The sequence below is a fragment of the Ekhidna sp. genome, from assembly GCF_965228795.1.
Lineage (GTDB): Bacteria > Bacteroidota > Bacteroidia > Cytophagales > Cyclobacteriaceae > Ekhidna.
On sequence record NZ_OZ245839.1, the window covers coordinates 1,180,584 to 1,204,780 of the forward strand.

A 24,197-nucleotide genomic window follows, 5' to 3' on the forward strand; every position below is an offset into this window, starting at 1 on the left:
TGTTATGAAGGAATTGACCAAAGCAGAAGAACAACTCATGCAGATCCTTTGGGGGCTGGAAAAAGCCTACCTCAAGGACATTGTAGAGCAATATCCGGATCCGGCACCTGCCTACACTACCATCTCCACGGTGGTAAATGTACTGGTGAAAAAAGGGTTCATCGGATTTGAAACACATGGGAAGTCGAGGGAATATTATCCGCTGATTTCTAAGGAAAAGTACACTCGTCAATCCATGAATGGACTGATGAGTAGCTTTTTTGATAACTCAGCGAAAAAGTTTGCTTCCTTCTTTGCCAGCCAGGAAGAGCTCTCAGTGGAGGAGCTCAAGGCTATTAGAAAACTGATTGACGAACAAATAACTCAGAGAAAATCATGAGTGAAGTGTTGATCTATATCGGAAAAGTGCTTGTCATACAAGCGATTTTCTATGCCTTTTACAGATTCGTATTGAGAAATTCTGTTCGTCATGGATGGAATAGGCTGTTTTTGCTAGCTGCTTTGGTCGTAAGCTTTGCTATTCCTTTTATCGAGATACCTGATCAATTACCTGTCCAGCCACTGGAAGAATCTCCTGTGATTGTATGGATGCAAGAATCGGCTGTGGAGTTTGTAATGGTACCTGTACCTAAAGAAAGCGGAGAAGCCAATTTTTCTATGTGGTATTTGCTGCCGTGGCTATATGTGCTGGCGACAGTAATCCTCATTGGACGATCCATAGTGTATTTGTTCTTTATTCAAAAACTTAAAAAACATTCAGAATATGTAAAAAAACGATGGTTTAAACTTTTTAAAACGTCACAAACTCGCCCGTTTAGTTTCTTTTCCAGTGTATTTATTCCCAAAGATGTATTTGGGTCAGATGCTTTTGATCAGATACTGGCGCATGAGTGTGTGCATGTAAAGCAGCGTCATTCGATTGACCGGCTGCTGATGGATTTACTTGTTTCGCTGTTTTGGTTCAATCCCTTCATCTATTTGTATCGAAACGCACTCATTGAAATCCATGAATTCCAGGCTGATGAGGCAGTGATCAACCAATACAATGATCCGATTGGTTACCAGGAGGTATTGTATGCTCAGCTTCAGTATGCCACGTATTCAGGTTTAGTGAGTCATTTCAATTTTTCAATGATTAAAAAACGAATTGTCATGATGAACAAACAAAAAAATAAATATGCAGGGCTGCTGTATGCATTGACTCTGCCCGTATTGGTATCGGTTATTTTCGCTTTCTCCAGTAAGGAAGCCATCGAGCCGATTGAAAATGTTGGGAATGAACTGGCAGAAATTTTAACTCCTGAACCAAGCTTCAAGCTCCCGACATTTAATCTGCCGGAACCCAAAGCACAACTCAACAAGACTGAACAGGACGATAATGTGCCATCAATTATGCCAGTGAAAAGTCAAGACTTGGTGCGTTTAACTTCTGGTTTTGGTAAACGAATTCATCCGGTTAAGAAAGTAGAACAGTGGCATCTTGGGGTTGATTTTTCATGTCCTATTGGATCACAAATATTGGCTACAGCCAATGGTGTGGTGGAATCGCTACAAGACAAATCGGAAGGTTATGGTAAGTTGATAAAAATTGATCATGGAAACGGATATAGAACTTACTATGCCCAGCTTTCTCAGTTTAAAGTGAAGGAGGGGGATCAAGTAAAGAAAGGTGAGGTAATTGCCTTATCTGGTAATAGTGGGATGTCTACCGCACCTCACCTTCATTATGAGGTAAAGAAAGGTGATAAGCGCGTAGATCCGATGGATTACATTGATGACTTTAAGCCAAAGCCGGTCATTAAGGAAATTCATTCTGAAAAAAGTAAATCGCAAAATGAATCAAGAGTATTGGAATTCATAGCTGATAATGAAGGAAATGGTGAGGCTACTTTAAGGTTGCATGGATATGATAAATCACCAATTATCATTTTACAAGATAAAGTTGTTACGAACGAAGATCTCTGGCTTTTAAGTCCAGATGATATCAAAAGTGTTGAGATATTGAATGCTAATGAGGCTGTAAATCAGTATGGTGAGGAGGGAAGAAATGGGGTAGTGATTTTATCGATTTATCCTTTGAAAGATGAATTGTCAGCTTATTGGTATGAAGGAAAAATATATGATCATTTTGATATGCATGATGAAACAAAAAATATCGAATGGGTCACTAAAGTTGAGGCAAGATATTTAGAGAGTATTAAGGTGCCGGATGGTAAAAAATATGTCTGGATTATTAATGATAAAGAGCTTGCAATGAAAGCTGCACAAAAATATCAGGAATATGAGGACAGAATTTGGAATGAGGTCAGAAATGATAACAGGCAAGAAAAAAATATTAAGGAAGCCAAAGAAAAGCAGCTAATCGAAGATAAGATTAGGAAAGAGAAACTGAAGTTTGAGGATAGTAAGCAAGATCGCACCCTTAGTATTAAAGGTACTGGTAATGACCCATTATATGTTGTTGATGGAAAGGTTGTTGAGGAAGTCACTGACCTGAATCCCAATAACATCGATCGCATTAATGTTCTTAAGGGGAAAGATGCAAAGAACAAGTACGGAAAAAAGGGAAAAGACGGTGTGGTTGAAATTACTACCAAGGATAAGCAAAAGGACAAGGATAAGCAGAAGACTAAAAATAAGGGTAAGGAGAAAATAAAAGATAATCAACAGACCTATCGAGTCATCATAGACCCGGGACATGGAGGTAATGATATGGGTACTAAATCTGAATTAGGTATCCTGGAAAAGGATATTAATTTGGAGGTTGCAAGAATGGTTGGCGAGTATTTTTCGGATGATAGTCGTATCGAAATAGTTTTCACAAGGAATAATAATGAATTTATTGACCTAAAATCACGATCTGAAGCAACAGCAAATTCAGACTTGTTCATATCCATTCATGCTAATTTTGATGAAGATGACTCTAAAAAGTTCACAGGTTTGTACTTAAACCCTAATGGCATCTTTTATGATGAATCGCTGAAGCTGGCCAAATATTTTAAAGAGGAAATAGAAGTAAATAATAGGGAAGCACGAATGGCATTGTCAAACGTTTATTTATTAAAGACGGCACAATGTCCTGCTGTTCATATTGAACTTGGATACTTATCCAATACCGAAGATGCTACTTTTATGAACTCATACGAAGGCAAAAAGCTGCTTGCTTCAAGCATTGCAAAGGGCATTAAAACCAGTATTCAGTCACTGTAATCACTTCCTAAAAACCTCATTTACTTTATCCCGGTAGGATTGCCCTATCGGGATTTATTCACAAGTGTCATTGATTTTCTTGCCAAATCTGTAAGTGGAACAGGATATCAATTGACCACTTTCGTCAAAAACCCGCACCTCACCATGCTTTTTGAAGTACTCAAAAGGTGAGTAAAATGGTAAAACTTCTTTCTTACTTACGAAAGTGCTTTGGGTGTTGAGATTCCCGTTCTTATGGTAAGATTTATAATTCAAAAGGAATAAGTAGTCCGGATCCTCAGAAGGTGTGATTTTGTAATGATCAATTAACCTACCGGTCTTTTTGGCTAAGGTTTGACTTGCTAGTATTCGTCCATTTTGATCATATAAATCATGGGTCTCAAAAAGGATCATTTCCTGGTTGTCATCTTCCATAAATCCGAAATGATGCCATTTTCCAACTGGATATGAATCGAATTTAGTCTTGCTTCTTTTGATGAGCTTCAAATCTCCCTTCCAGGCTAGATCTCCATTTTGGTTTTCATGTCTGACTTTAATTAGCAGATCCTGGTCAATTTTAATTGACTTCATTTGCTCCTCTGAGATATTTTCAAGGGCGAACTCATGTGCTTTCTTATGAATTGAACTCATTTTTTGTGAGGAACAAAACAGCGGATAAGTCAATATTATGAAAAATAGGTATTTCATCACTTTAGTAGGTTGTTCACTCTATCCCGATAGGACTGCCCAATCGGGATTTTTGTTTCGGCAATTTTGATCTGGTTACCTTCAACATATTCAAGGCAAGGAATCGAAATAATGTAAGTTTTGTGTACTCTCAAAAATGTGTCAGGTAAGATTTCTTCGAGTTTACGTAAGGTCTCACTAATAATCAAGGTTTTGTCTTTCATGTGGACTTTCACATAATCACCTATTGACTCAAAATATAGAATCTGATCAAAGTTTACTTTGTGATTTTTCTTATCTGCCTTGAGCATGATGAAATCTACCGACTCTTCTTTCTTTCCAGTGTCGACTTTATTTACTGCTTTAACAAAACGCTCAAATGAGAATGGTTTGAGGAGGTAGTCCACTGCTTCCAGTTCAAAACCTTCTACCGCATGATCAGCGTAAGCAGTAGTGAAGATCACTTTTGGTTTCTTTGAAAGTGACTTGTAAAAATTTATGCCTGATAGTTTTGGCATATTGATATCCAGAAAAATCAGATCAATGGGTTCCTTATCCAGCCACTCCAGTGCCTCAACAGCATTCGTGCAACTGGCAATCAGCTGAAGCTTTGGGAGGTCAGCCACATAAGATTCCAATACTTCTCTTGCAGGTGGTTCATCATCAATGATCAGACATCTAATCATTCCACTTGATTTTAATTGAAACATCAAACGAATCTTTTGCATCGTTCACCTCCATGTGAGCCGAGTCTCCATAAATGAGTTGAAGCCGCTTCTTAACATTGGCTAATCCAATGCCTCCATATTTTCCTTCTTCCGAATGATCAGTTGTTCCTTTGTTATTTGTGACATGGAAAGTCAATTCAGAATTGGTGTTTTTAATCATGATTCTGACGAAGTTAGTCCCTTTGTCACCCTTCAGGCCGTGCTTAAAGCTATTTTCAATGATAGGAAAGAATAACAGGGGAGCGATCATTTGGTGTTCTGTTGCTCCTTCGACTGTAAACGTAATATTGGCATCCTCTTCTAATCTCAATTTTTGCAGATCTAAATAATCCTGAATAGCGTCGATTTCTTTGGATATCGGTACTTCCTCAGACACTTCGTAAATCATATAGCGCATGAGGTTGGATAATCTCAGAATGGCATCCGGTGCTTTATCACTCTTTTTTCTCGCTAGTGAATACATGCTGTTCAAGCTGTTAAACAGAAAGTGTGGATTGATCTGCATTTTAAGCGAATTAAGCTCCAATGAAAGCCTCTCTTTTTCCAGTTGCTGAAGTTCGTACCAGGACTTAGAAAGCTTTAAAAGTGTGGTTAGTACCAGATAAATTATGAATATGGCTATCAAAACGGACGCATCTGTGAACGAAACCATATAAAAGTCTGTGGGTAAGATGGGTATGATAACGTCAAATAATACCTGATGTAAGAAAAATGCGGTAGCGAGATTGAATATACTTAGCAACAAATAGATGATATATCGCTGCTTCAGCAGAAACTTTGGGATATGATACCTAAGATTTACATATACCAACAATAGAAGTGGGATATGAAAGAACAGTGAGTAAATGAAATCAATCGTTTTGAGCTCATTTGAGATGGAGAAATAGCTCCCAATGATATAGATAGAAAGCACCCAGAATGCCAGGTGCTGTAATATTCTATTTGATATAAAAAGGGAAATGCCTTTACTTTTCATAGCACTACTCGGTTGTAGGTATTTGGTTCGTCAAAAACATTCTCGTCATCAGCGTATTTGTCAAAAAACTTCTGCATTTCCTCCGGCTGAGCAGTGATGAGCACACTTCCTTCTACATTTTCATGCCTAATGCGAATCAGATTACTTTCAAAAAGTTTATTCAATTTTTCCAGGTCAAATGATGTAATTGTAAGCTTATTGTTTTCTACAGCAAGCTTGAAAAATGTATGAACTGGGAAATAATTATTGGTTAGTAGATTAGAAGAGAATTCTGTCTCAGGGTAAATGTCCAGGAAGATATCCTCGCCAATCCTGGCGAGATGAGCAGTATATTCAAACGCTTTACCATCTTCCATAACTGTCATTCGATAGCCTTTTTCTTCATATACAGAAATGGTCCCCGTAAACTCTTTGATAGAATTGGAATTGTCTTTCTCTGGTTTGTTTGACTTTGATGTTTCGGAAGTCATTTCGTCACCTTCATTTTTTTCCCGGACTTGTGTTAGACGTCTTTTCATGATCAACTTGATGCTGTCTTCATTGTAAATTTTCTTCCCATCCTCCATTATGAATAGTGGCTCATTGGAACTCATGGTGAAGCCATCCTGGATTTCAATGGAGTAAACATATTTGGAATTGTCTTCCTTTTCTTCTTCTGATTCTTCATCTATTCGTCGGAAATCGATATAATTTTCTGCTTTATCTCCTTGAAGGCTCCATCTGCCAAGTAGTTCTTCCTTAAATACAATCGTATCCTCTGTATAAATCGGGAATAGTGAATAGACACAAGAATTCAGTACGATAGCTAGTATTCCTAGTAAAACTATTGATCGCTTTTTCATGATTGTTTCAATTTTGATGATGACTCAAAAGTGATCGATTGACAAAGTAGTGAAAAAAAATATCTGTGAATCAGCCATTTTTCAGGGTAAACCATAAAAAAAGTCCTTCATTAAGAAGGACTTCTAAATATCGATTAAGAAAATATTATTGATATAAATATTCAAAGAGACCGGTAATTACCTCTGATGCGCCGATGTAGATACCTACTCCATAAGTCACGTGTCTCACAGACAGGTTTTGGATGGCGAATGGAAGTCCACCAATATTCATAATGGTAAATGCCGCTCCAATGATCAATGCTGAGACGATGGATAGGTAAACGTTACCGGAGAAAATCAACAATAATACGCCAACGAAAAGCACAATGAAGCTGCTAATGAGCACTTTTCTCAGATTTACTTTTGCGATCTTTCTACTAATCAGAAATCCACCAATGGCACAAATTCCTAAAATAGAAAAAGAAATGATGCTTCCGCTGAGTTGAAATGAGGCAAAGTTCTCAGCGAAGTATTCCGGTAAAAACTCGACAATAAACGCTTTACCAACTCCTAATAAAAGACCAACCACCAATATGGCTATATAAGACATCATTGACTGACTTTTGACACGGTCGTCTTTCATTAGATCTGCTTTTCGTTGAAGTACTTCATCACGTGAAACTCTGTGAAAAATATATCCTGTACCACCAATTAAAATTCCACCCACAACGAATGTCAACGTATCTCCAAAGAAAGTGACAAGAGCTACTACTACTGGCTCCAGCGCATATAAAAGTTCTGTTACAAGGAAAAGCACTCCCACCACTATTGGTAGCTGTTTTGCTGGTGCAAATGCCTCTATCATTGAGTTTGCAGGGCTAATGAAGAGGTTCATACAGATCAACCATATTACAATCATAAATGGAATGATTCCGCTCACGTCCATGATATGAGAGGTGCCGATAAGTGTGGCGACCACCATGAAAACCATCGCAGTAGCGCCAATTCCCACGGTGAAAATCACCATGTATTTTCCGTTCTTTTTCATGATTCGATCAGCGAGCCACCCTGCCAGTGGGGGGATGGTTACCAGGATAATGGCTTTCGCAATGATCAGGAAGTCCACCAGGTGGGTAATGCCCAGATTTTCCATAAGCACCGGCTGGTACTCATGATATGCAATCCAGCTAATTACTACAGCTGCATTAAGTGCAGCCAGGCTGTAGACTTCTCTCCATTTTAGAGTTTTAGTATTTTCAAGTGACATGTTATTGCTCATTTGGTTAATAGATGTAGTGACATACGAATAAAAGAGGGTGGTTAGATTTATTGTATTAACTAATAAGTTAGATGAATTGATTGATTTTATTCAAAACTGACCCAAGTTATCCTTAAAGCTGATTTTTGTCCTATCCTCTGCAGGTATCTCTAAGCAGCTTTGCGCTTGAAATTTAAATCAAAATTAGATGGAAGGAACTGAGGTGAAAAGTGCAGAAAAGGCTGTTTCAATTATTGAATCCGGTGATAGCGTGTTTATCCACACTGCGGGAGCAGCTCCGCAAGCATTGATAAAGGCGATGACTAATAGAGGTGATGAATTGAGAGATGTAACCATTTATCAATTGCACACTGAAGGGAATGCACCGTATTGCGATGAGAAATATAAGGGTGTTTTTAAAGTAAAGGCATTATTTGTTGGCTCCAATGTACGGTCAGCTATCAATGATGGGAGGGCTGAATTTATTCCCAGCTTTTTAAGTGAGGTACCACATATGTTTCGAAATGGTGTTCTTCCTGTTGATGTAGCATTGATTCAGGTTTCTCCACCGGATAAACATGGCTTTTGTTCCATGGGAATTTCAGTGGATGCATCTAAAGCAGCAGTGGACGTGGCTAAAAAGGTTATTGCACAAATAAATCCCAAAATGCCCCGAACACACGGGGATGGGGTATTGCACATTAGTCAATTTGATCGATACTTTGAATGTGAACAAGAAATTCCTGAGATTAAGCCTCATCGTCTATCGGAAGTTGAAGTTAAAATTGGTCAACATGTGGCCGGAATAATTGAAGATGGAGCAACACTCCAAATGGGAATAGGAGCCATACCGGATGCAGTGCTTTCCTGCCTTTCTAATCATAAAAACCTGGGAGTCCATACGGAAATGTTTTCAGATGGAATACTTCCATTGGTTGAAAGTGGGGTAATAAATAATCGACATAAAACCATTCATCCCGGAGTGATTGTTTCCGGCTTCTTGCTGGGGTCAAAGAAGCTGTATGAGTTTGTGGATGATAATCCTGCAGTAAGAATGCTGGATATTCAATATGTAAATGATACGGCAGTTATACGAAAATTACCAAAGATGACCAGTATCAATAGTGCTATAGAAATAGATATTACCGGTCAGGTATGTGCTGATTCTTTAGGGACACGCATATATAGTGGAGTAGGAGGTCAAATGGATTTCATAAGAGGAGCTGCCCTTTCTAAAGGAGGAAAACCCATCATTGCGTTACCATCGGTTACTGCAAGGAATGATTCCAAAATAGTGCCAATGCTCAAGCCGGGAGCCGGAGTGGTGACTACCAGGGCACACGTTCATTATGTTGCCACAGAGTATGGAATTGCTGATTTATATGGAAAAACTCTACGAGAGCGAGCCAAACTTATGATTGATCTGGCTCACCCTGATCATAGGGAGGATTTAGATAGAGCGGCATATGAAAGGTTTAAGTAGCAAGCCAACTAGTCATTCAAATATTTCATTAATACTTGCTTGATGGTTTCTGACTTTATTGGCTTTAAGATATAGTCGCTCATTCCTACTTCAAGGCATTCTTCCATGCTCTTTTTCATTGCATTGGCAGTCAGGGCAATTATGATTGGCTTTTTAGGCGCTTTTTTATAAAATTCTGTAATTTGACGAGAAGTTTCAAAACCTGAGATGTCAGGCATTTGGAGGTCCATGAAGATGATATCGTAGAAATTTTCAGTGGCTTTTTGAACACCTTCTGTGCCATTGTTAGCCATGTCAATTTGCTGGATATCCATATTCTTCAGCATTTTTTTAGCTACGAGCCGGTTAATCTCCACATCCTCTACGACTAATATTTTCAATTGATTTAAACCCGGCACTACAATACGGTCGAATGACTCCATGTCATCTTTGCTCGCCACTCCAAGTGGAACAGTGAAATAAAAATTCGAACCCTTTTTCGATTCAGACTCAAATCTAATGTTGCCTCCCATTAGTTTGACCAGGCGCTCTACGATAGCAAGTCCCAGACCGGAACCTTCATATCCTTCAGAGGGTGCAGCTTTATAAAATGTCTCGAAAAGATGTTCTTGCTGGTCTAATGGAATACCAGCCCCAGTATCTTGAATGCTGAATCTCACAGAGATCACGTCTCCGGTCTTTCCTACTACGTCGACACTTAAAGTGATACTTCCTTTCCAGGTAAATTTTATTGCATTGTTTAGGAGATTTACCAGCACCTGTCTGATTCGCGCAATATCTCCGGTCAGATATTCCGGCAGGCTTTCATCTACGTTTAGCTGGATTGAGAGATTGTTATTGTTTTGAACCCTTTTTTCGAATACACGCCATATTGCATTTAGTTCTTCTTTAGAGGAAAAAACGGTCATGGTCAAGTCCAGCTTGCCAGCTTCTATGATGGTAAGATCCAGCACATTACTGATCAGTCCATGCAGGATATTGCTGCTATACCCCAGACTTTCCACCAGCTCTCTTTGCTCTTTATTTAAGTCGGTTCTGGCAAGTAATTCCGTCATTCCAACAATGCCGTTGAGGGGTGTTCGCATTTCATGCGAAATAGTAGCAAGAAAAGTAGATTTTGCTTTATCGGTGGACTCTGCTTTGATTTTCTCTTCGTTGAGTTCTTTATTTCGTTTCCTAAGCTCGCGGCGGTCGTCTATGTATGACCTTTTAAATATGTATAGGCAAAACCCCATAATGCCCAATGAAGTAAGGGTAGCAATGGTAAGATCTTGCAGAAGAAGACCATCATCGGTGTAAGGAACTGCAGCTTCAGGGAAGTTCATTTCATAGACCGCCAAGCCCCAAGCAGTTGCAAAAGTTATGATTATGAAAATCAGGTAATCTTTAAGGGGTAGCACAAGAAGACCGGAAAGGTAGACCAATCCCAGGAAGGTGGGAATAGCAGCTTTTATACCTCCTGATGGCAGCCATGATATTGCCAAAAGAAATAACGCCAGGTAATAATAGGTTAGTGAAAGTGGCCTGAAAGCCATTTTCCTTTTTTGAAGGATATAAAGTGTGGAATAAATAAAAATTCCACTGATATACACAGTCTGAATAAACGAATCATACCCTACAATGAGTCCGTAGATGGACCAAAAAATAAACACAAGAACCGTCAAGGCTAAAGTGACTTCAAACAGCCGAAATTCAATTTTAGCTGAACGGTCTGTCGAAGGTAAAATATGTTTGATTTGAAAATTCAATAGCTGGTACTCACTCAAAAGTGAATATAACTATTTGGGTCTAAATATGAACAGAGTATGGACATTCACAGCTTAAAAACGGCTGATGAGGTAATAAATGGAATTTGGATCGCTGATTGGTTTAAATTCTCCGAACGCTGAGTCAGATCCAGCTGTAAGCGCAAAAAATGAGTTGCAACATATCCTATTCCAATATTTATACGATTGTCAAGGATATAATCTTCATTTGAAAAGGTCAGTAAAACTTCGTTTGATGCCAAAACATAAAATTCCTTCACATCAATTTCAAATCCGGACAATGGCATATCAGCTGAAAACCGATAGCGATAGCGATGTTCGAAAACATTGGTGAAAAACCGCTGTTCCGCTCTAAATCTGCTTAACAACCTTATTCGATCATTTAAATGAGTATAAGCCAGCTGTTGAGTTATACGCTGCTCTATGATTCCCATGTGATCAATAGGGTCAATCCTTCTGTATTTATAACCGATTGCTATGGAGAAGTCAGGTGAGAGTCTTCGGGAAATAAATTGATTTAGATCAAAAAATGCCCACTCTGTGGATGAGCCATCTGGCTGATTTAGTTTTAATGTCCTGTGTCCTACAGAGGTGTTTAGGTCCCATTGGTCGATCGAATAATTTGCTGCAATAGCACTTTCCCAGGCAAGAGAAGTTTCCTGGGATTTTGTCGTAAATACGATCATCACTAAAATGAAGCAGAGTATAAACTTTCTCATTAGTAGAGTACATAGCCTGAGGTACGTTCTGATATTTCTCTTTGGAAAAGGAATTTTCCTACATCGGAAAAGGTCATTTCAAAGAATTTCCATTTGCCTTTATGTTTTATACCCACTTCCAATTCGTAGTTGATGATGTCACCGGTTTTATTTTTTAGTGCTTCATCAATGACTTCTCTGTCATTCCTTTTATCAGAGGAGAATTGTTTCTGTATTTTCAGTATTTTAAACTTTTGTGAATGGGAGAGGTGTGCATTTATTTTTTCCTTCACATTAACGTCTATCTGATCAATAGTTATGGAGAGCTCAACATCCTCTAGTTTGAGTGAATCGTCAAATTCGATACTGTATTTGCCTCCATCGTATTGAAGTTTTGCTTCATAGCTTTTTTTGTTTCCATCTACTTCACGATAAAAGGTCGCTTTTTTTGAAAGATACGGTTGAAGGCACTCCAACATATATTCAGGTACTTTATCTTTTTTCAATCGAGATTCTTTCTCTTTTTTTAGCTCTTGAGAGAATAGAGAAATAGTGAAAATCAGAAAAATCAAATAACTAAGAGATCGCATGGACTAAAAATAGTCACATTCGACTTGAATAGAGAATCTTGACTTCAAACAAGACCACATCGTGAGTTGCAAGAAACATGGCTTTTTGATTTCTTGCGGTAAATTCAACAAAGCATGGCTGAAAATATACTTACTCTACTAATGCTCATTTTGCTTCAGGCAGTTTTGGGCTTTGACAATTTGCTTTATATCTCACTTGAATCCAAAAGAGCTCCTCTGGATAAACAAAAAGCCGTCCGATCGATCGGGATAGGGATCGCAATCGCATTGAGGATCATTTTACTCTATGTTTTAGTTAGTGTGATTAAGTACTTTCAAGATCCCTTTTTGGAGCTTGATTCTGAATTTATTAGTGGAGCAATAAGCGTACATAGTTTGATAGTGCTTTTTGGAGGTGTTTTCATTCTATACACAGCAGTGAAGGAGATTTTTCACCTGGTTTACCTGGAAGAGCATGAGGGTGAGGAAAAAAGGAGTCAGAGTACTACTAAAACCATCACCATGATTGTGTTAATGAATTTGATCTTTTCATTTGATTCCATTTTAAGTGCTATGGCTCTAAGCGACGTATTCTGGGTAATGGCGACAGCTATTATAATTAGTGGAGGTCTGATGATCTGGCTTTCCGACGGAGTTTCTCAGTTTCTGGCGAAGAATAGACTTTATGAGGTTTTAGGTCTTTTCATTTTATTTCTTGTTGGAGTAATGCTTCTTTCAGAGGGTGGTCACCTTTCACATCTGTCAATCTTTGGAAACCATATTACCCCGATGAGTAAAACCACCTTTTATTTCATCATATTCATATTGGTGATAATCGATATCGTTCAGGGAAAGTATCAGAAAAAGCTCATTGCCAGAAAAATGCATCCAAGGGATAAGTGATTTCGTTTGAATGTTGTTTAACAAACAAGACTCACAATAAATGAAGAAACTACTTACATTATTGCTACTACTTGTTTCGGTATTCGCATCAGCTCAAAAGATCAGTACAATGGACTTTGTGCAGGTGCAAAATAACAACCACGATGAAGCCATATTTTATTATGAGAATAACTGGTTGAAACTGCGGGAAATGGCAGTTGAGAGAGGGTATATCGACTCCTTTGAGATTCTGCAAACAAAATCATCTGCAGAAGCACCCTTCCATCTGATTCTTAAAACTACGTATCCCAATAGAGCGGCTTTTGACAAAGCTGAAGAGCGTTTTCAGGAATTGATTAAAGAGAAGGGTCCGCTTCAGTTGCTAAATGAAAAGAGTCCCGGTGAGTTTAGAAAGATACTGTTTAGCAAAATGGATGCTATACATCTTTTCTAAGCTATTTTTTGGTAATCATCCGAGACCAGGTATCACTTCCGTTGCTCACTTTTAGCACATAAATTCCAGGCATTAAACTCCCCAAATCCAATTGGATGATTCCATTTTTGTTGTTTAATTGGATTTTGTGCTTGTTCCCGGCAAGGTCAAATAACTCGACATGCTCGGGTGCAGAACTACCACTCATTACTATCTTTACTTTATCACTTGCGGGGTTTGGGTAAACACTTACAGATTGAAGATCTGTTGGGTTGCTATCAATTCGAATCGTTTTAAGTCTTTCAGTAGTGCCGTCATAATCAAATTGTGAAAGCCGATAAAAATTTGCTCCTCTGAGTGGTTGATAATCTGATATAGTGTAATGAATTACCTCATCCGAGTCTCCTGATCCGGGTATGCGAGCTAGCTCAGTGAATGCCTTCCCATCTGCACTTCGTTCAATCACAAAGTAATCATTGTTTTTTTCTGTAGCTGTACTCCAGTCAAGTGTAATGGTGTTTCCTTCCGGCTCTCCCGAAAAATCAAGTAATGTTACCGGTAATAAGGCTCCAGCCTGTACAAATTCCAAGTACAAATCGAAGCTGATATCGCTACTGGTGACATTTGCCTGATGTATTTCCACAGCAATGTAATTCGTGCCAACAACCAAGTCTGAAGGATCTACTTCAAAGGTGTAATAGGTTTGTTCTTCGGGTTCACCTTCCGCATTTGACGCCAGTGTGGTATATGTTACCGTTCCGGCAGGCATGTTGTCTCTGATTATCTCATTTCCATTTAAGTAAACAATAGCACCATCATCTCTTTTTAATCCAACCTTTAGTGCATAAGGGGAGGCCTCTGAATTAGAAAAGGATTTTCTGAAATAGGTAGTCACGTATTTATTATTAGCATCACCACCGAAACCAACAGTTGTTACTTCATCGCCATCACCATAACCCAGCTCTGCATCACCACTTGACCATCCAGAGTCATCAAATGAGGTTCCGGTCCATGCTGTTCCCTGGTCTGTACCGTCATCCAAGTAGTTCCAGGTCTCGCCTTTTCCAATAAGCTCATTGGAAAAACTGCCTACTAATTCCATATCGAAGCTAATGTCACTACTAGTCAGATTTGCCTGGTGAATTTCTACTGCGATGTAGTTCGTGCCATTAGAAACATCAAAGACTGAGAGCGTATACTCATGATAGATATCTTCTTCACCTACTGTGCCGGAAGCAAACGTCGACGAAGAAATGGTGCCGGTTGGCATGTTATCTCTTAATACCTCATTGCCATTGATGTACATGACAAATCCATCATCGTACTTTACGTTTGCCAAAATCTTAGTGAAATTGGACCGGTCTTCCACATAAAAGCTGGTTCTAAAGTATGTGGTTGTGTATTTGTTGTTAGCATCACCTCCAAAACTCACAGTAGTTGCTTCGTCACCATCTCCATATCCAAGTTCCGCATTACCCGATGACCAGCCGGTATCGTCAAAGCCACTTGCCTGCCAGGCCGTTCCCTGGTTGGATCCATCATCCAAGTACCTCCATGTAGCGCCTCTGTTTAGCATGTTTTGCTCAGTACCTATGGTATTGGATCCTGTTCCTGAAGTTGGGGTTCCATTTTCATCTACTGTTATGTCTGTACAAATCTGATCTGAAGACGCTCCGTTTAAATATTGAATCTGGTCTCCAAGATTTACAGAGTTATCTCCGCAAAGTAATGCGTCCGTATGATCCAAATAAAGGTCATCTGATGAAGTAGAAGTGTTATAGATCAAGGTTTCACTAAAGCCGGATAGAATTAAATCATCACCTATGGTTGTGGTGGCATTGGCAGTTACTTCCATCCTGCCCAGGATAATCAAATCATTATTTGCTGTAAGCGTACCATATACAGTTAGGTTCCCGGCTAGCATAGCTCTTGATGTTGTAAAGGTGCCGCCACTTCTAATGTAAATATTTCCGGTATGGTAGAAATTTGCTGTGCCTGAGCCTGCAAAAGTTCCAACGTTAGCTTGTCCCAACCCATCTGCAGAAGTACCAGCCCCTCCATTATCAGTGGTGGCATTGACAATTATATTATGGCCATTTAGTATTACTACATTATCTGTAGGGCCTGGTATTGCCGCTGCAGCTCCGGATCCATCAGCGTTTAATGTCCAGGAATCAGCTTCATCCCAATTTCTGGGAGCAGTGGCTCCATTTCTACTGTAATAAGTGGTTTGCCCTATTAAGGTTAGATTAAACAGACAGAGTGCTAATAAAGCAAGTATCCGCGCATAGGGAATATTCAAGCGAGTTGTGTTCATGAGTGATAATAAATAGAACGGTGAATGCCAGCGCTGGAACCTTAAAACTAATAAAATTGTGCTTATTTGAAGATTTTTTATAAAAATATTGACTTTTCTCACATTATTAATAGTTGGTCAAATGCTCCTTTATTGATGTGGATTATCTGATAGAATACGGCGTATTCTTTCCTTGTGGCATTTGATTTCGACGGTTTCAAACATTTATGGATTTGGATAGTCTATACTCTTGAATAAGGTAATGATGGAGGAACTTAAATCAAAGCTAATAACCCTAATAGACAAAGCTGATGAGAAGCTGATTCGATTAATGCTAGCTATTGGGGAAGAATACAGTAAAGAAGATCAGCCGCTTGTGGAAAGCGAACCGCTGTATCGGCTGGTTTATACGAGTGCCAGAATGCCTCGTTGCACGGATGAGGATATAGAGCAAATACTTGAAATCTCTCGAGAAAACAATGCCAAGCAAAATATTACAGGGATTCTAATTCATACCAAAGATCGGTTTTTACAGGTGTTGGAAGGCGAGGAGCGTAAGGTGAAAGCACTGTATGAGAAAATTAATCATGATAATCGTCATGGTGGTTCGGTTATGCGATTCTGTGAGCCGGTAACTAAACGTTATTTCTCAGACTGGAATATGGCAGGTAAAAGAATAGATGAAAACAAAGTGCGTTTTCATACTTCCATAAGTGATCAAAAAATGGCCTACTACAAATCCATGATGGATGGTGACTTAAGCTCTTATAAAGATGAGGGGATGCGTGTACTAAAGACTTTCCTTATGGTTTCCTAGTTAGGACTCATTCTCATAATAGATCTTGTAGTATTTACGTCCATCGGCATCCTGACCCTGCTCGATCAGTTCGCGATTTCCGTGTATATAAACATGGAAATTCTTATCCAGTTTCAGCACGCTTTTGAAGATTCGTGCCTGTTTTTTTACTGAGTTTGCAGCAATTTTAAAGTTCTCAGATAGTTCCAGATCCATTTCATCCTGGTATTGTTTGTCGAAGAACCTAAAGGAGTTGATGGCTTCTTCCTCCTGACCGAAAACCGAAAGTTCAAACTCTCCTTTATCAAATGTTTCGGCCTCTTTGAAGTACTTAATGGATTTATTGAGTAGGTCGATCTGATCTGTTTTGGAGACTTCAAATTCTTCAGGCATCTGATCAGTAATGTAGTTTTTGGTTAGCTGAAGAAAATGATTGGTGTCATTTACATGGTCTTTTTTAAAATCAAGACTTAGAAAGTCATTTTTCCAGTAAACCGCTTCACTGCTGTTGTTGTCATAGGCGAGCACGGTAAAGGGTTCGGGCGTAAATAGAATAAGGCATGCTTTATCTAGTTTCTTTTCCCCAATTCCTTCTTTGAAAAGCAAAGTGGGCTCCTTGACCCAATCCGGTGTTTCTATAAACGCATCTTTCTTCTCTACTTTGAAGATTCCAAGTCCTTCTACAGGTTCACCACCAAACATGATGTCGCTGAAATGAACAATAAACAGGTCCCCCTCTTTGATGTTTGGGTGTCGTGAGCTATTTCGTAAGTGGGTGACTATGCCTTCAGGCGTATTGCCAAGCTGCCCATCACCAGCTATTTTTCTAGAAAGCTGAAAAAGTACGTTAAGCTCAAGGTCTACATCATGCTTAAACTGATAAGTATTGATGGTTTCACTAAATGGCTTAAGCAAAATGTTCTTCAACGTCTCCTCTTCTGAAGGAGAAAATTCGGATTGTAGCAGATGCTGTTCATCGGCTTCTTCTTTGATTTTTTTATAGAATAACTCTTGGATGCTTGCACCTTTGTATTCGATCATGATGATGGATTTGAGTCAGCGAAGTTAATGCGACCCACAAAAGGCTAAGACATGGTTGCGTTGATTTTTTGAATGATGGGAGTTAAGTCATTTGCTGAAGTTATGTTTTCACCTGAAATAACAATATCTGCAGCAGGATATTGGCCAAATCTTAAGTACGCTTCCCATACATGTTTTAAGTACCAGGCTGGCTCTGAGCCCCATCTGGTTTCTTTTTCTCTTCGCCGGATGAACGTGTTCTTACCTATCTTCATGAAAATCGTGAGGTCATACTCCTTATTTAATGTTTCATAGATAAATGCCAGCATGCCCTCAACGATAATGATATCGTAATTCTGTCGACTGTCTTTAATTGCCTCTAGAATCTTATTGAAATCAATTGATTCGGGAACTTCCCAATTGGTGAGCCCATTGATTTTAGGAATGTTTTTTTCAAGAAAAGTGTACTTGTCCATCTCTATAATGTGTACTTTCTTTTGAGAAAAAAGCTTTTCGAGCCTTTTTGACAAAGTCGATTTTCCAGATTGGCTTGCTCCGCCTATGCCGATGATCAGGGACATGTTGATTAAAATGAAAACTAAAACCCTAAAGTAGTAGATTCATAATATTAATCAGTTAGTCTGGTTTTGTTTATAACGAATTTAAAGCACAACCATGACTCAAAAGAAACTCATCATTCCTTTTCTATTAGTCTTTATGATCAATGCAACAGCTCAAGATGCGCTATTAACGGGTAATAGAATCATTGGTGGAGGATTTGCAATAACCCAAAGTGATCAAAATAGTGAACATCCTATCAACTATTATTACCAGGATGAAGAAACAAGTATATCATCGTTTTCATTTTCACCTTATTATGGGAGAATCTATGAGGATCACACGATGGTAGGTATTAGGCTTAATATCGCAAATAGTAGTATTGACAGAGAAAATGGAGATGATAATTCTATTTGGACTAGTGAATATTCAACAAGATCATACGGAATTGGCGGATTTATCAGGAAGTATTTTCCTTCAACGGATAGGTTTGGGGTTTTTGTTCAATCGGGAATCGATCTGAGACATTCCAAGTCTGAAAGTTTATTTACAAACGTTTCCTTTAATGATTCTTTTCCTGATCAATGGAGTTCACAGGATACATGGACAATTACCGGATCAATTGATGCTGAAGCAGGTCTATATTTCTTTATCCTATCCCAGCTGACCATTGAGACAAATCTTGCGCGATTTGCCCTTGGCTACAGTGACATGGAGATCACTTCGGTCTTGAACGAAAATGGAGAGCGGATTAAGGGCGAAGGGGATTCAGTAGATGTCAACTTTAATATTATTAATCACTTCACTTTCGATAAGATTTTCACATTGAATTATTATTTCTAAAGGCTATCAGGGTCTTGAAAAGACAAAAAAAATATCCTGCTAGAACAGGATACTTTAACCAAATACTAATAACCATTAATTAATCAAAATGAATAATACTTCACCTCGGAGTAACCCTCGCTGGTCAAAGTCAATTTGTAGTCACCCGGTAAAAATTTGAATCGTTTGCCAATAAGGCCAACTGCTCCTTTTATTTGATCGTCAAATAGCAACTCCCCCTCACTTGAATGAATACTTACATTTAAATCATTTTCTCCGTCAGAAAGCAATTGAACCACTACTAGCTCTTGATCTACTTTCACTTTTGGGAAATAAGTTTTAGAAAGCTTATTCATCTCTACACGTACTTCTTCTTTGCTGATAATTACAGGAACCTGCTGCTGTTTGGCCTGATCTTTCAGTGTGAGCATATATCTGCCTTCTTCGATATTCGTAAGATCTATTTTAATCTTCATTTCTCCTTTAGCCTTCAATTTTTCCTGATGAAAAACTTCTCCATTCTCATCAGCTAAGTATAACCTCACATCACCATCAATGTCCGTTAGATGAAGGTCAATCTGCTTTTCACCAACTACATGAACAAAGAGCGAATGCCCCATACCGAATACTACACCTGCGTTGATCGTTGACACCATCAAGATCATCGCGATAACTAAGTTTCTTAGCTTTTTCATTGTCTTACTACTTTATGAATTTGTAATAATGCAAACCTAGAGGTCACAGCCAGCATGAATCACCTGAATATTTCCTTATATCTATGGTATATTATCCATTATTGAATGAAATTCATTGAAATGTAAAATTCATTGAAGAAATTTGTAGTGAAATTGATATTTACTATCATTTAATTCAATAAAAGATTGCCTAAGGTATCAAATAAGAAATTCACTAGTCCACCTCTGGAAAAAGTAGTTTTTCCACATGAGGGATCTATTCTTGTGCGTCATTTCACCGAGAATCATCGAAATACGCGTCCTTATTGGCATTATCATCCCGAGTTGGAGTTGGTATTTGTAAACAAGGGCAGGGGGAAACGTCACATAGGAAGTCATCTATCCTATTTCAATGATGGTGAATTAGTCTTGATTGGATCAAACTTGCCACATCAGGGATTTACTGATAGATTATCAGGTCATGAAAGTGAGACAGTGATTCAGATGCGTCCGGATTTTCTGGGAGACGAGTTTTTGCGATTGCCTGAAATGAAAAATATCAGTGCATTATTCGAGCGGGCTAAAAAAGGCCTGGCCTTTTACGGGAAAAGTAAGGAAAGGGTTGGTGAGAAGATTGTTGCTTTATCCGCTAAGAATAAATTCGATCAGGTATTAAGTCTGTTGGATATCCTTAGAGACCTATCCATGGCACAAGAGTATAGTATTTTAAATGCGAATGGCTTTTCAATGGTTGCAGCGCCGCAAGACAATGATCGATTGAACGCAGTGCTAAATTATGTCCGAAATAATTTTCAGCGATCAATCTCTATCATGGAGATATCTGAATTAGTAAGCATGACAGAGACTTCTTTTTGTCGCTATTTCAAGAAGATCACCTCAAAAACATTTACACAATTTTTAAATGAGTACCGCCTGGTGCATGCCTCCAAACTACTGGCAGAGAAAGAAATCAGCATTACGGAAATATGCTTTCAGTGTGGCTTTAGCAACTATTCTCATTTTGTAGATCAGTTCAAGTCATTTACTGGAAAAAGCCCTTCCAATTACCGTAAATCAATTCAACAGATGCTTTAATGTGCAGTTATAAAATCCACTTAAATTGATATTGTTTTTCAGGAATTTGTACTCGCTCGGATAGTCGCTGCAACCTGTCCGGAAGAGCAATAAGGTAATCACGCGCTTTTTCAGCTTTTTCATTGATTCCTTTAATATTCTCAACGTTCCACTCTTTAATTAAAGCATTCAGAATGTTGATATAATCCTGGGTGGTATAAACCATGGTTCGTTGTGCTGCATCTGAAAAATGCTTGAATAGCTCTCCGATTTTCCCTCCGGATTCACGCAGGAAATGTGCAGGCATCACAATTTTTTTCTTCATCATATCTTCAAAAGCAAGCATCACTTCACTTGGATCTATTTCGAAAATTTTCTTTATGAAATTTTTGTATGCATTCGCATGACGTGCTTCATCAGAGGCTATGATACCACACATTTTGGCTAGTAAGTCGTTTCCTGCTTTTTTGGCCAGACTAGCCACTCTTCTATGCGATATATTGGTTGCGAGTTCTTGAAAGCTAGTATAGATAAAGCTTCGGTAGGGATCCTTAGCTGTTTGAATATCGAATCCATCATTCAGTAAGTGATGTGTAGACACTTCCATTTCTCTCATATTTACTCTTCCGGATAGATAGAGATATTTACTTAGTAAATCTCCGTGACGGTTTTCTTCAGCCGTCCAGCCTCTTACCCACTGAGTCCATCCACTTCGTTCATTTTGATTTACCCCTTCCATGTCCATTAGCCACGATTCGTACGTTGGAAGTGCCTCTTCAGTGATAGTATCTCCAATCAGTACAGCAAATAGGTCATAGTCCATTTCCGCTGAATGCCCTTGAATATCACGTATCTCCTCAATGAAATCCGGAGAATTAGAATCAGGAAGAATATCAGATGGCTGCCATATTTCTTCAATAGGCTTCAGGTATTTACTTAAGAGCTCATCCATCGATTTCTCGAGCGTAAGCATCACTTCCTTACGTATATTATTCAAGTTCATTATACGAAGGTATTCTTATGTATTGGATTGTAGGCCTTTTATTGAAATTAAAACCGGCTGAAAGCAAATAGAAAGCATTTCTTATGTAGGCAATGGACTATGGGAAAAGTTGTCTTTCCCATTCCTTCACAAACCGATAAATCTCTCCGAGTACAAAACCCATGTTTTACTTCACATCAAAAATATACTCATTCATTTCCAGTGACGGCACTTGCCTTGGTTCAAGTTTTTCTTTCAGTCTTCTGGCCAGAGTAGATTTTTCAGACCTGCTAACGCCACCTAAGCCAATTATTTGAGCCATTTCGTATGGAAAGTTAGATCAATTGCTCTTGAATGTAGACGAATCGATTGGGGGTAAAGTCCTGTATGCTGGCCTTTTACATGATAATTCAGTTATTAGGTTAGGTTAGTTATTTAGGGTATCCCGGTTTCATCTCAGAGATCGGGATTTTTTGTTGAAATTCTAAACCAATGGTATCCCGTTCAAATCCGTGGTGATCATCTCGGTCATACAATCGAAAAACGGTCGCATTTTTCTAAATGTCTCAGATACGGTTTTAGGAAAATCAGCATCCAGGACCTGTTCTTGGGTAAAATCATGTCGGATGAAATACTGCTTGTATCGAAGTAGGTCAATTTCCGGATGATCTTTTTCAAACCCTTTGGGGGCTGTTTTGAGTTGCTCACCTTGTAGTTCACCAAAAGTCGTTTTGAATGCCTTGGATTCAAGAATCGACCGCAAAGGGTCAGCATCCAGTGCGATTTGATTTCTGAAATGCAGCAGGTCTTTGGCATTAGGACCAAAGAAGCCGCCAACAGCGTAGGACTCCTTCAAACCGATTTTGTAATAATACCCCCCTCTGCGTTCTGCTCCCGCTCGTCGCATTCGCCCTGCCCAATGCGTTTTGTAAGGCGTCTTATCTTTCGAAAAGCGTACGTCCCGATATATGCGGTACAAGCTCTTCCTTCCGCTTGGCGTCCCAATCACATCATGCGAATTCATCTCACTTAATAACTTATCCGCAAAAGCAATCATCTCCTCATGAGCCGCATCGTATACCTCCTTATTAGCCTGAAACCAGTCTCGGCTATTGTTTTGTGACAAGTCAGAGAGGAAGGAGAGGGTTCTTTGCATGGGGTAAAGCTAGGGAAGGATTATATGTTACGTCGAATCCCCCGACTTGATTCGGAGAATCAAGCCACCCCCTTTTTAGAAGGGGGATTCCCTCAAAATTCAGTTAATTCAAAATCAGAAGTATTCTTCCTTTCCTAAAGGGGGCCAGGGGGATTGTTATACTCCCTTGATTTTCTCCCACTCCTCTACAAACCGATAAATCTCCCCCAACACAAAAGCCATGTTTTGCTTCACATCCAGATCATCAAACCGGAGGAAGGATAAGTCCATAGCTTCCAGCACCTCTTGCCTGGCCTGATCCTTCATTCGTGCTTCTTCATGATAATGACTACTGCCATCCACTTCGATTACCAGGTTGAGCTTCTTACAATAGAAATCCACGATGTATTGATCGAGCGGTTTCTGCCGGTTGAATTTATAGCCTTTGATGGAGCCGGCTCTCAGCTCCTGCCACAGCAGCACCTCACCAAGTGTGCTGTTATTGCGAAGGTCACGGGAGAATTGCTTCAGTTTCTTATTATACGGCAGGTAGTACATGAAGTAAAAATAGAAACGTTGCGTCGAATCCCCCGACTTGGTTTGAAAAACCAAGCCACCCCCCTTTAGGAAAGGGGGATTCCTTCCTTATTTTATTCAAATCAAAATGGATGTATTCCCCCTTTGTGGAAAGCGGTTCGACGTTTCGAGGGCTAGGGAGATTGCCATGAGTAACTAAAATAAAAGCCACACTTTATGTATAGTATAAGTTAGTCTGGTTCGCTGAATATGATTAGTGCATAATCGGGAAAGAAACTTATTTCGTGAATATTGTTATAATTCTCCCATCTAGTAACTATTCCCGGATTGATAAAGTCAGGGTTAGCATTGGATAAACCTAAATATTGAAGTGCGTTTTCATTTCCAGAGTAGTCTGGAATTTTGTTTATGGTTAACCATTCAACCATATCATTCCTTGTAATAACTTCATATTTCCCATCTTGAAAGGTGAATTTCATGCAATCAGATTTTTCACAAGGATACTTGCCTGAATGATTTACTTTCTCTGTGATTTCTCCAAGTTGTTGAAAAAGCGAATCTGAAGGAAGATTAATAGTTTGACTTAAATCGACAAGGATATCGTCATTATTAGCACTTTGACATGCAATTATCAAAATTGCAAGAAATGATATAGTAATGGAAGTTGACTTCATTTGTTAAATTTAAGAAATGTCATTATTTTATTATAGCGTTATTAGTAACTAAATGATTATTTCTTGATTTACAGCTCGTGATATAATTCACCAAACAAAATCTCACTTTTAATTCAGTCAAGCCAAAGGTTATTCAACT

The 24,197-nt window shown here is 38.9% G+C and carries 25 protein-coding genes; 8 read left to right on the forward strand and 17 right to left on the reverse strand.

Annotation, left to right across the window (positions count from 1 at the left end):
- Positions 1-4 precede the first annotated feature (4 nt).
- Entirely contained in the window at positions 5-379 is a 375-nt protein-coding gene (locus ACQK2H_RS05500) for a BlaI/MecI/CopY family transcriptional regulator (RefSeq protein ID WP_425390450.1), read from the forward strand.
- A complete protein-coding gene (locus ACQK2H_RS05505; RefSeq protein WP_425390451.1) occupies positions 376-3,210 on the forward strand; it encodes an N-acetylmuramoyl-L-alanine amidase in 2,835 nt (944 codons plus the stop codon). The genes ACQK2H_RS05500 and ACQK2H_RS05505 overlap by 4 nt, the downstream gene beginning before the upstream one ends.
- 54 nt (positions 3,211-3,264) lie before the next feature.
- On the opposite strand, the gene ACQK2H_RS05510 is transcribed toward ACQK2H_RS05505, so the two are convergent.
- The 5 genes from ACQK2H_RS05510 to ACQK2H_RS05530 form a co-directional block, all read right to left on the reverse strand.
- A complete protein-coding gene (locus ACQK2H_RS05510) occupies positions 3,265-3,840 on the reverse strand; it encodes a hypothetical protein (RefSeq protein ID WP_425390452.1) in 576 nt (191 codons plus the stop codon).
- Positions 3,841-3,896: 56 nt separating this feature from the next.
- A complete protein-coding gene (locus tag ACQK2H_RS05515; RefSeq protein WP_425390453.1) occupies positions 3,897-4,562 on the reverse strand; it encodes a LytR/AlgR family response regulator transcription factor in 666 nt (221 codons plus the stop codon).
- The gene (locus ACQK2H_RS05520; RefSeq protein WP_425390454.1) at positions 4,555-5,580 is read right to left on the reverse strand and encodes a sensor histidine kinase; all 1,026 of its coding nucleotides are present in this window, start codon (positions 5,578-5,580) and stop codon (positions 4,555-4,557) included. The genes ACQK2H_RS05515 and ACQK2H_RS05520 overlap by 8 nt, the downstream gene beginning before the upstream one ends.
- Positions 5,577-6,422 carry a hypothetical protein gene (locus tag ACQK2H_RS05525; protein ID WP_425390455.1) on the reverse strand — a complete coding sequence of 282 codons (846 nt, stop codon included), beginning with the start codon at positions 6,420-6,422 and terminating at the stop codon, positions 5,577-5,579. Before ACQK2H_RS05525 ends, ACQK2H_RS05520 begins: the two co-directional genes overlap by 4 nt.
- A gap of 145 nt (positions 6,423-6,567) precedes the next feature.
- Positions 6,568-7,680, reverse strand: coding sequence for an MFS transporter (locus ACQK2H_RS05530; protein ID WP_425390456.1), 1,113 nt, complete (start codon positions 7,678-7,680; stop codon positions 6,568-6,570).
- A gap of 187 nt (positions 7,681-7,867) precedes the next feature.
- Here ACQK2H_RS05530 and ACQK2H_RS05535 point away from each other — a divergent pair, with 187 nt between their 5' ends.
- Entirely contained in the window at positions 7,868-9,142 is a 1,275-nt protein-coding gene (locus tag ACQK2H_RS05535; protein WP_425390457.1) for an acetyl-CoA hydrolase/transferase family protein, read from the forward strand.
- Positions 9,143-9,150: 8 nt separating this feature from the next.
- Here ACQK2H_RS05535 and ACQK2H_RS05540 read toward each other — a convergent pair whose 3' ends face one another.
- From ACQK2H_RS05540 to ACQK2H_RS05550, 3 genes are read right to left on the reverse strand one after another with little or no spacing between them, the layout of a single operon-like run.
- The gene (locus ACQK2H_RS05540; protein ID WP_425390458.1) at positions 9,151-10,908 is read right to left on the reverse strand and encodes an ATP-binding protein; all 1,758 of its coding nucleotides are present in this window, start codon (positions 10,906-10,908) and stop codon (positions 9,151-9,153) included.
- Between the two features lie 47 nt (positions 10,909-10,955).
- On the reverse strand, positions 10,956-11,627 hold the full coding sequence (locus tag ACQK2H_RS05545; protein WP_425390459.1) for a DUF2490 domain-containing protein: 672 nt from the start codon (positions 11,625-11,627) through the stop codon (positions 10,956-10,958).
- On the reverse strand, positions 11,627-12,196 hold the full coding sequence (locus ACQK2H_RS05550; RefSeq protein WP_425390460.1) for a hypothetical protein: 570 nt from the start codon (positions 12,194-12,196) through the stop codon (positions 11,627-11,629). The genes ACQK2H_RS05545 and ACQK2H_RS05550 overlap by 1 nt, the downstream gene beginning before the upstream one ends.
- A gap of 114 nt (positions 12,197-12,310) precedes the next feature.
- Here ACQK2H_RS05550 and ACQK2H_RS05555 point away from each other — a divergent pair, with 114 nt between their 5' ends.
- Together ACQK2H_RS05555 and ACQK2H_RS05560 are read left to right on the forward strand one after the other, a co-directional pair.
- Positions 12,311-13,078 carry a TerC family protein gene (locus ACQK2H_RS05555; protein WP_425390461.1) on the forward strand — a complete coding sequence of 256 codons (768 nt, stop codon included), beginning with the start codon at positions 12,311-12,313 and terminating at the stop codon, positions 13,076-13,078.
- A 40-nt stretch (positions 13,079-13,118) separates the two neighbouring features.
- Positions 13,119-13,511: a hypothetical protein gene (locus ACQK2H_RS05560; RefSeq protein ID WP_425390462.1), complete on the forward strand. Its 393-nt coding sequence runs from the start codon at positions 13,119-13,121 to the stop codon at positions 13,509-13,511.
- Between the two features lies 1 nt (position 13,512).
- Here ACQK2H_RS05560 and ACQK2H_RS05565 read toward each other — a convergent pair whose 3' ends face one another.
- Positions 13,513-15,807 carry a T9SS type A sorting domain-containing protein gene (locus ACQK2H_RS05565; protein ID WP_425390463.1) on the reverse strand — a complete coding sequence of 765 codons (2,295 nt, stop codon included), beginning with the start codon at positions 15,805-15,807 and terminating at the stop codon, positions 13,513-13,515.
- 244 nt (positions 15,808-16,051) lie between these two features.
- On the opposite strand from ACQK2H_RS05565, the gene ACQK2H_RS05570 reads away from it, so the two are divergent.
- Positions 16,052-16,603 (forward strand): BLUF domain-containing protein, encoded by a 552-nt coding sequence (locus tag ACQK2H_RS05570; RefSeq protein ID WP_425390464.1) that lies wholly within the window; start codon positions 16,052-16,054, stop codon positions 16,601-16,603.
- Here the strand turns inward: ACQK2H_RS05570 and ACQK2H_RS05575 are convergent, their stop codons facing one another.
- A complete protein-coding gene (locus ACQK2H_RS05575) occupies positions 16,604-17,623 on the reverse strand; it encodes a nucleoid-associated protein (protein WP_425390465.1) in 1,020 nt (339 codons plus the stop codon).
- A 44-nt stretch (positions 17,624-17,667) separates the two neighbouring features.
- A complete protein-coding gene (locus ACQK2H_RS05580) occupies positions 17,668-18,183 on the reverse strand; it encodes a uridine kinase family protein (RefSeq protein WP_425390466.1) in 516 nt (171 codons plus the stop codon).
- A gap of 94 nt (positions 18,184-18,277) precedes the next feature.
- Here ACQK2H_RS05580 and ACQK2H_RS05585 point away from each other — a divergent pair, with 94 nt between their 5' ends.
- Positions 18,278-19,003 (forward strand): hypothetical protein, encoded by a 726-nt coding sequence (locus tag ACQK2H_RS05585; protein ID WP_425390467.1) that lies wholly within the window; start codon positions 18,278-18,280, stop codon positions 19,001-19,003.
- 83 nt (positions 19,004-19,086) lie between these two features.
- On the opposite strand, the gene ACQK2H_RS05590 is transcribed toward ACQK2H_RS05585, so the two are convergent.
- Positions 19,087-19,677, reverse strand: coding sequence for a hypothetical protein (locus ACQK2H_RS05590; protein WP_425390468.1), 591 nt, complete (start codon positions 19,675-19,677; stop codon positions 19,087-19,089).
- A gap of 186 nt (positions 19,678-19,863) precedes the next feature.
- Between ACQK2H_RS05590 and ACQK2H_RS05595 the strand changes: the two genes are divergently transcribed.
- Positions 19,864-20,751, forward strand: a complete 888-nt coding sequence (locus ACQK2H_RS05595; RefSeq protein WP_425390469.1) for an AraC family transcriptional regulator — start codon at positions 19,864-19,866, stop codon at positions 20,749-20,751.
- A 7-nt stretch (positions 20,752-20,758) separates the two neighbouring features.
- Here the strand turns inward: ACQK2H_RS05595 and ACQK2H_RS05600 are convergent, their stop codons facing one another.
- From ACQK2H_RS05600 to ACQK2H_RS05620, 5 genes are all read right to left on the reverse strand, one after another.
- A complete protein-coding gene (locus ACQK2H_RS05600; protein ID WP_425390470.1) occupies positions 20,759-21,733 on the reverse strand; it encodes an acyl-ACP desaturase in 975 nt (324 codons plus the stop codon).
- A gap of 166 nt (positions 21,734-21,899) precedes the next feature.
- Positions 21,900-22,034, reverse strand: a complete 135-nt coding sequence (locus tag ACQK2H_RS05605) for a hypothetical protein (RefSeq protein ID WP_425390471.1) — start codon at positions 22,032-22,034, stop codon at positions 21,900-21,902.
- A gap of 162 nt (positions 22,035-22,196) precedes the next feature.
- A complete protein-coding gene (locus tag ACQK2H_RS05610; protein ID WP_425390472.1) occupies positions 22,197-22,868 on the reverse strand; it encodes a DUF2461 domain-containing protein in 672 nt (223 codons plus the stop codon).
- A 156-nt stretch (positions 22,869-23,024) separates the two neighbouring features.
- Positions 23,025-23,405, reverse strand: coding sequence for an endonuclease domain-containing protein (locus ACQK2H_RS05615; RefSeq protein WP_425390473.1), 381 nt, complete (start codon positions 23,403-23,405; stop codon positions 23,025-23,027).
- Between the two features lie 209 nt (positions 23,406-23,614).
- On the reverse strand, positions 23,615-24,058 hold the full coding sequence (locus ACQK2H_RS05620; RefSeq protein WP_425390474.1) for a hypothetical protein: 444 nt from the start codon (positions 24,056-24,058) through the stop codon (positions 23,615-23,617).
- Positions 24,059-24,197 lie beyond the last annotated feature (139 nt).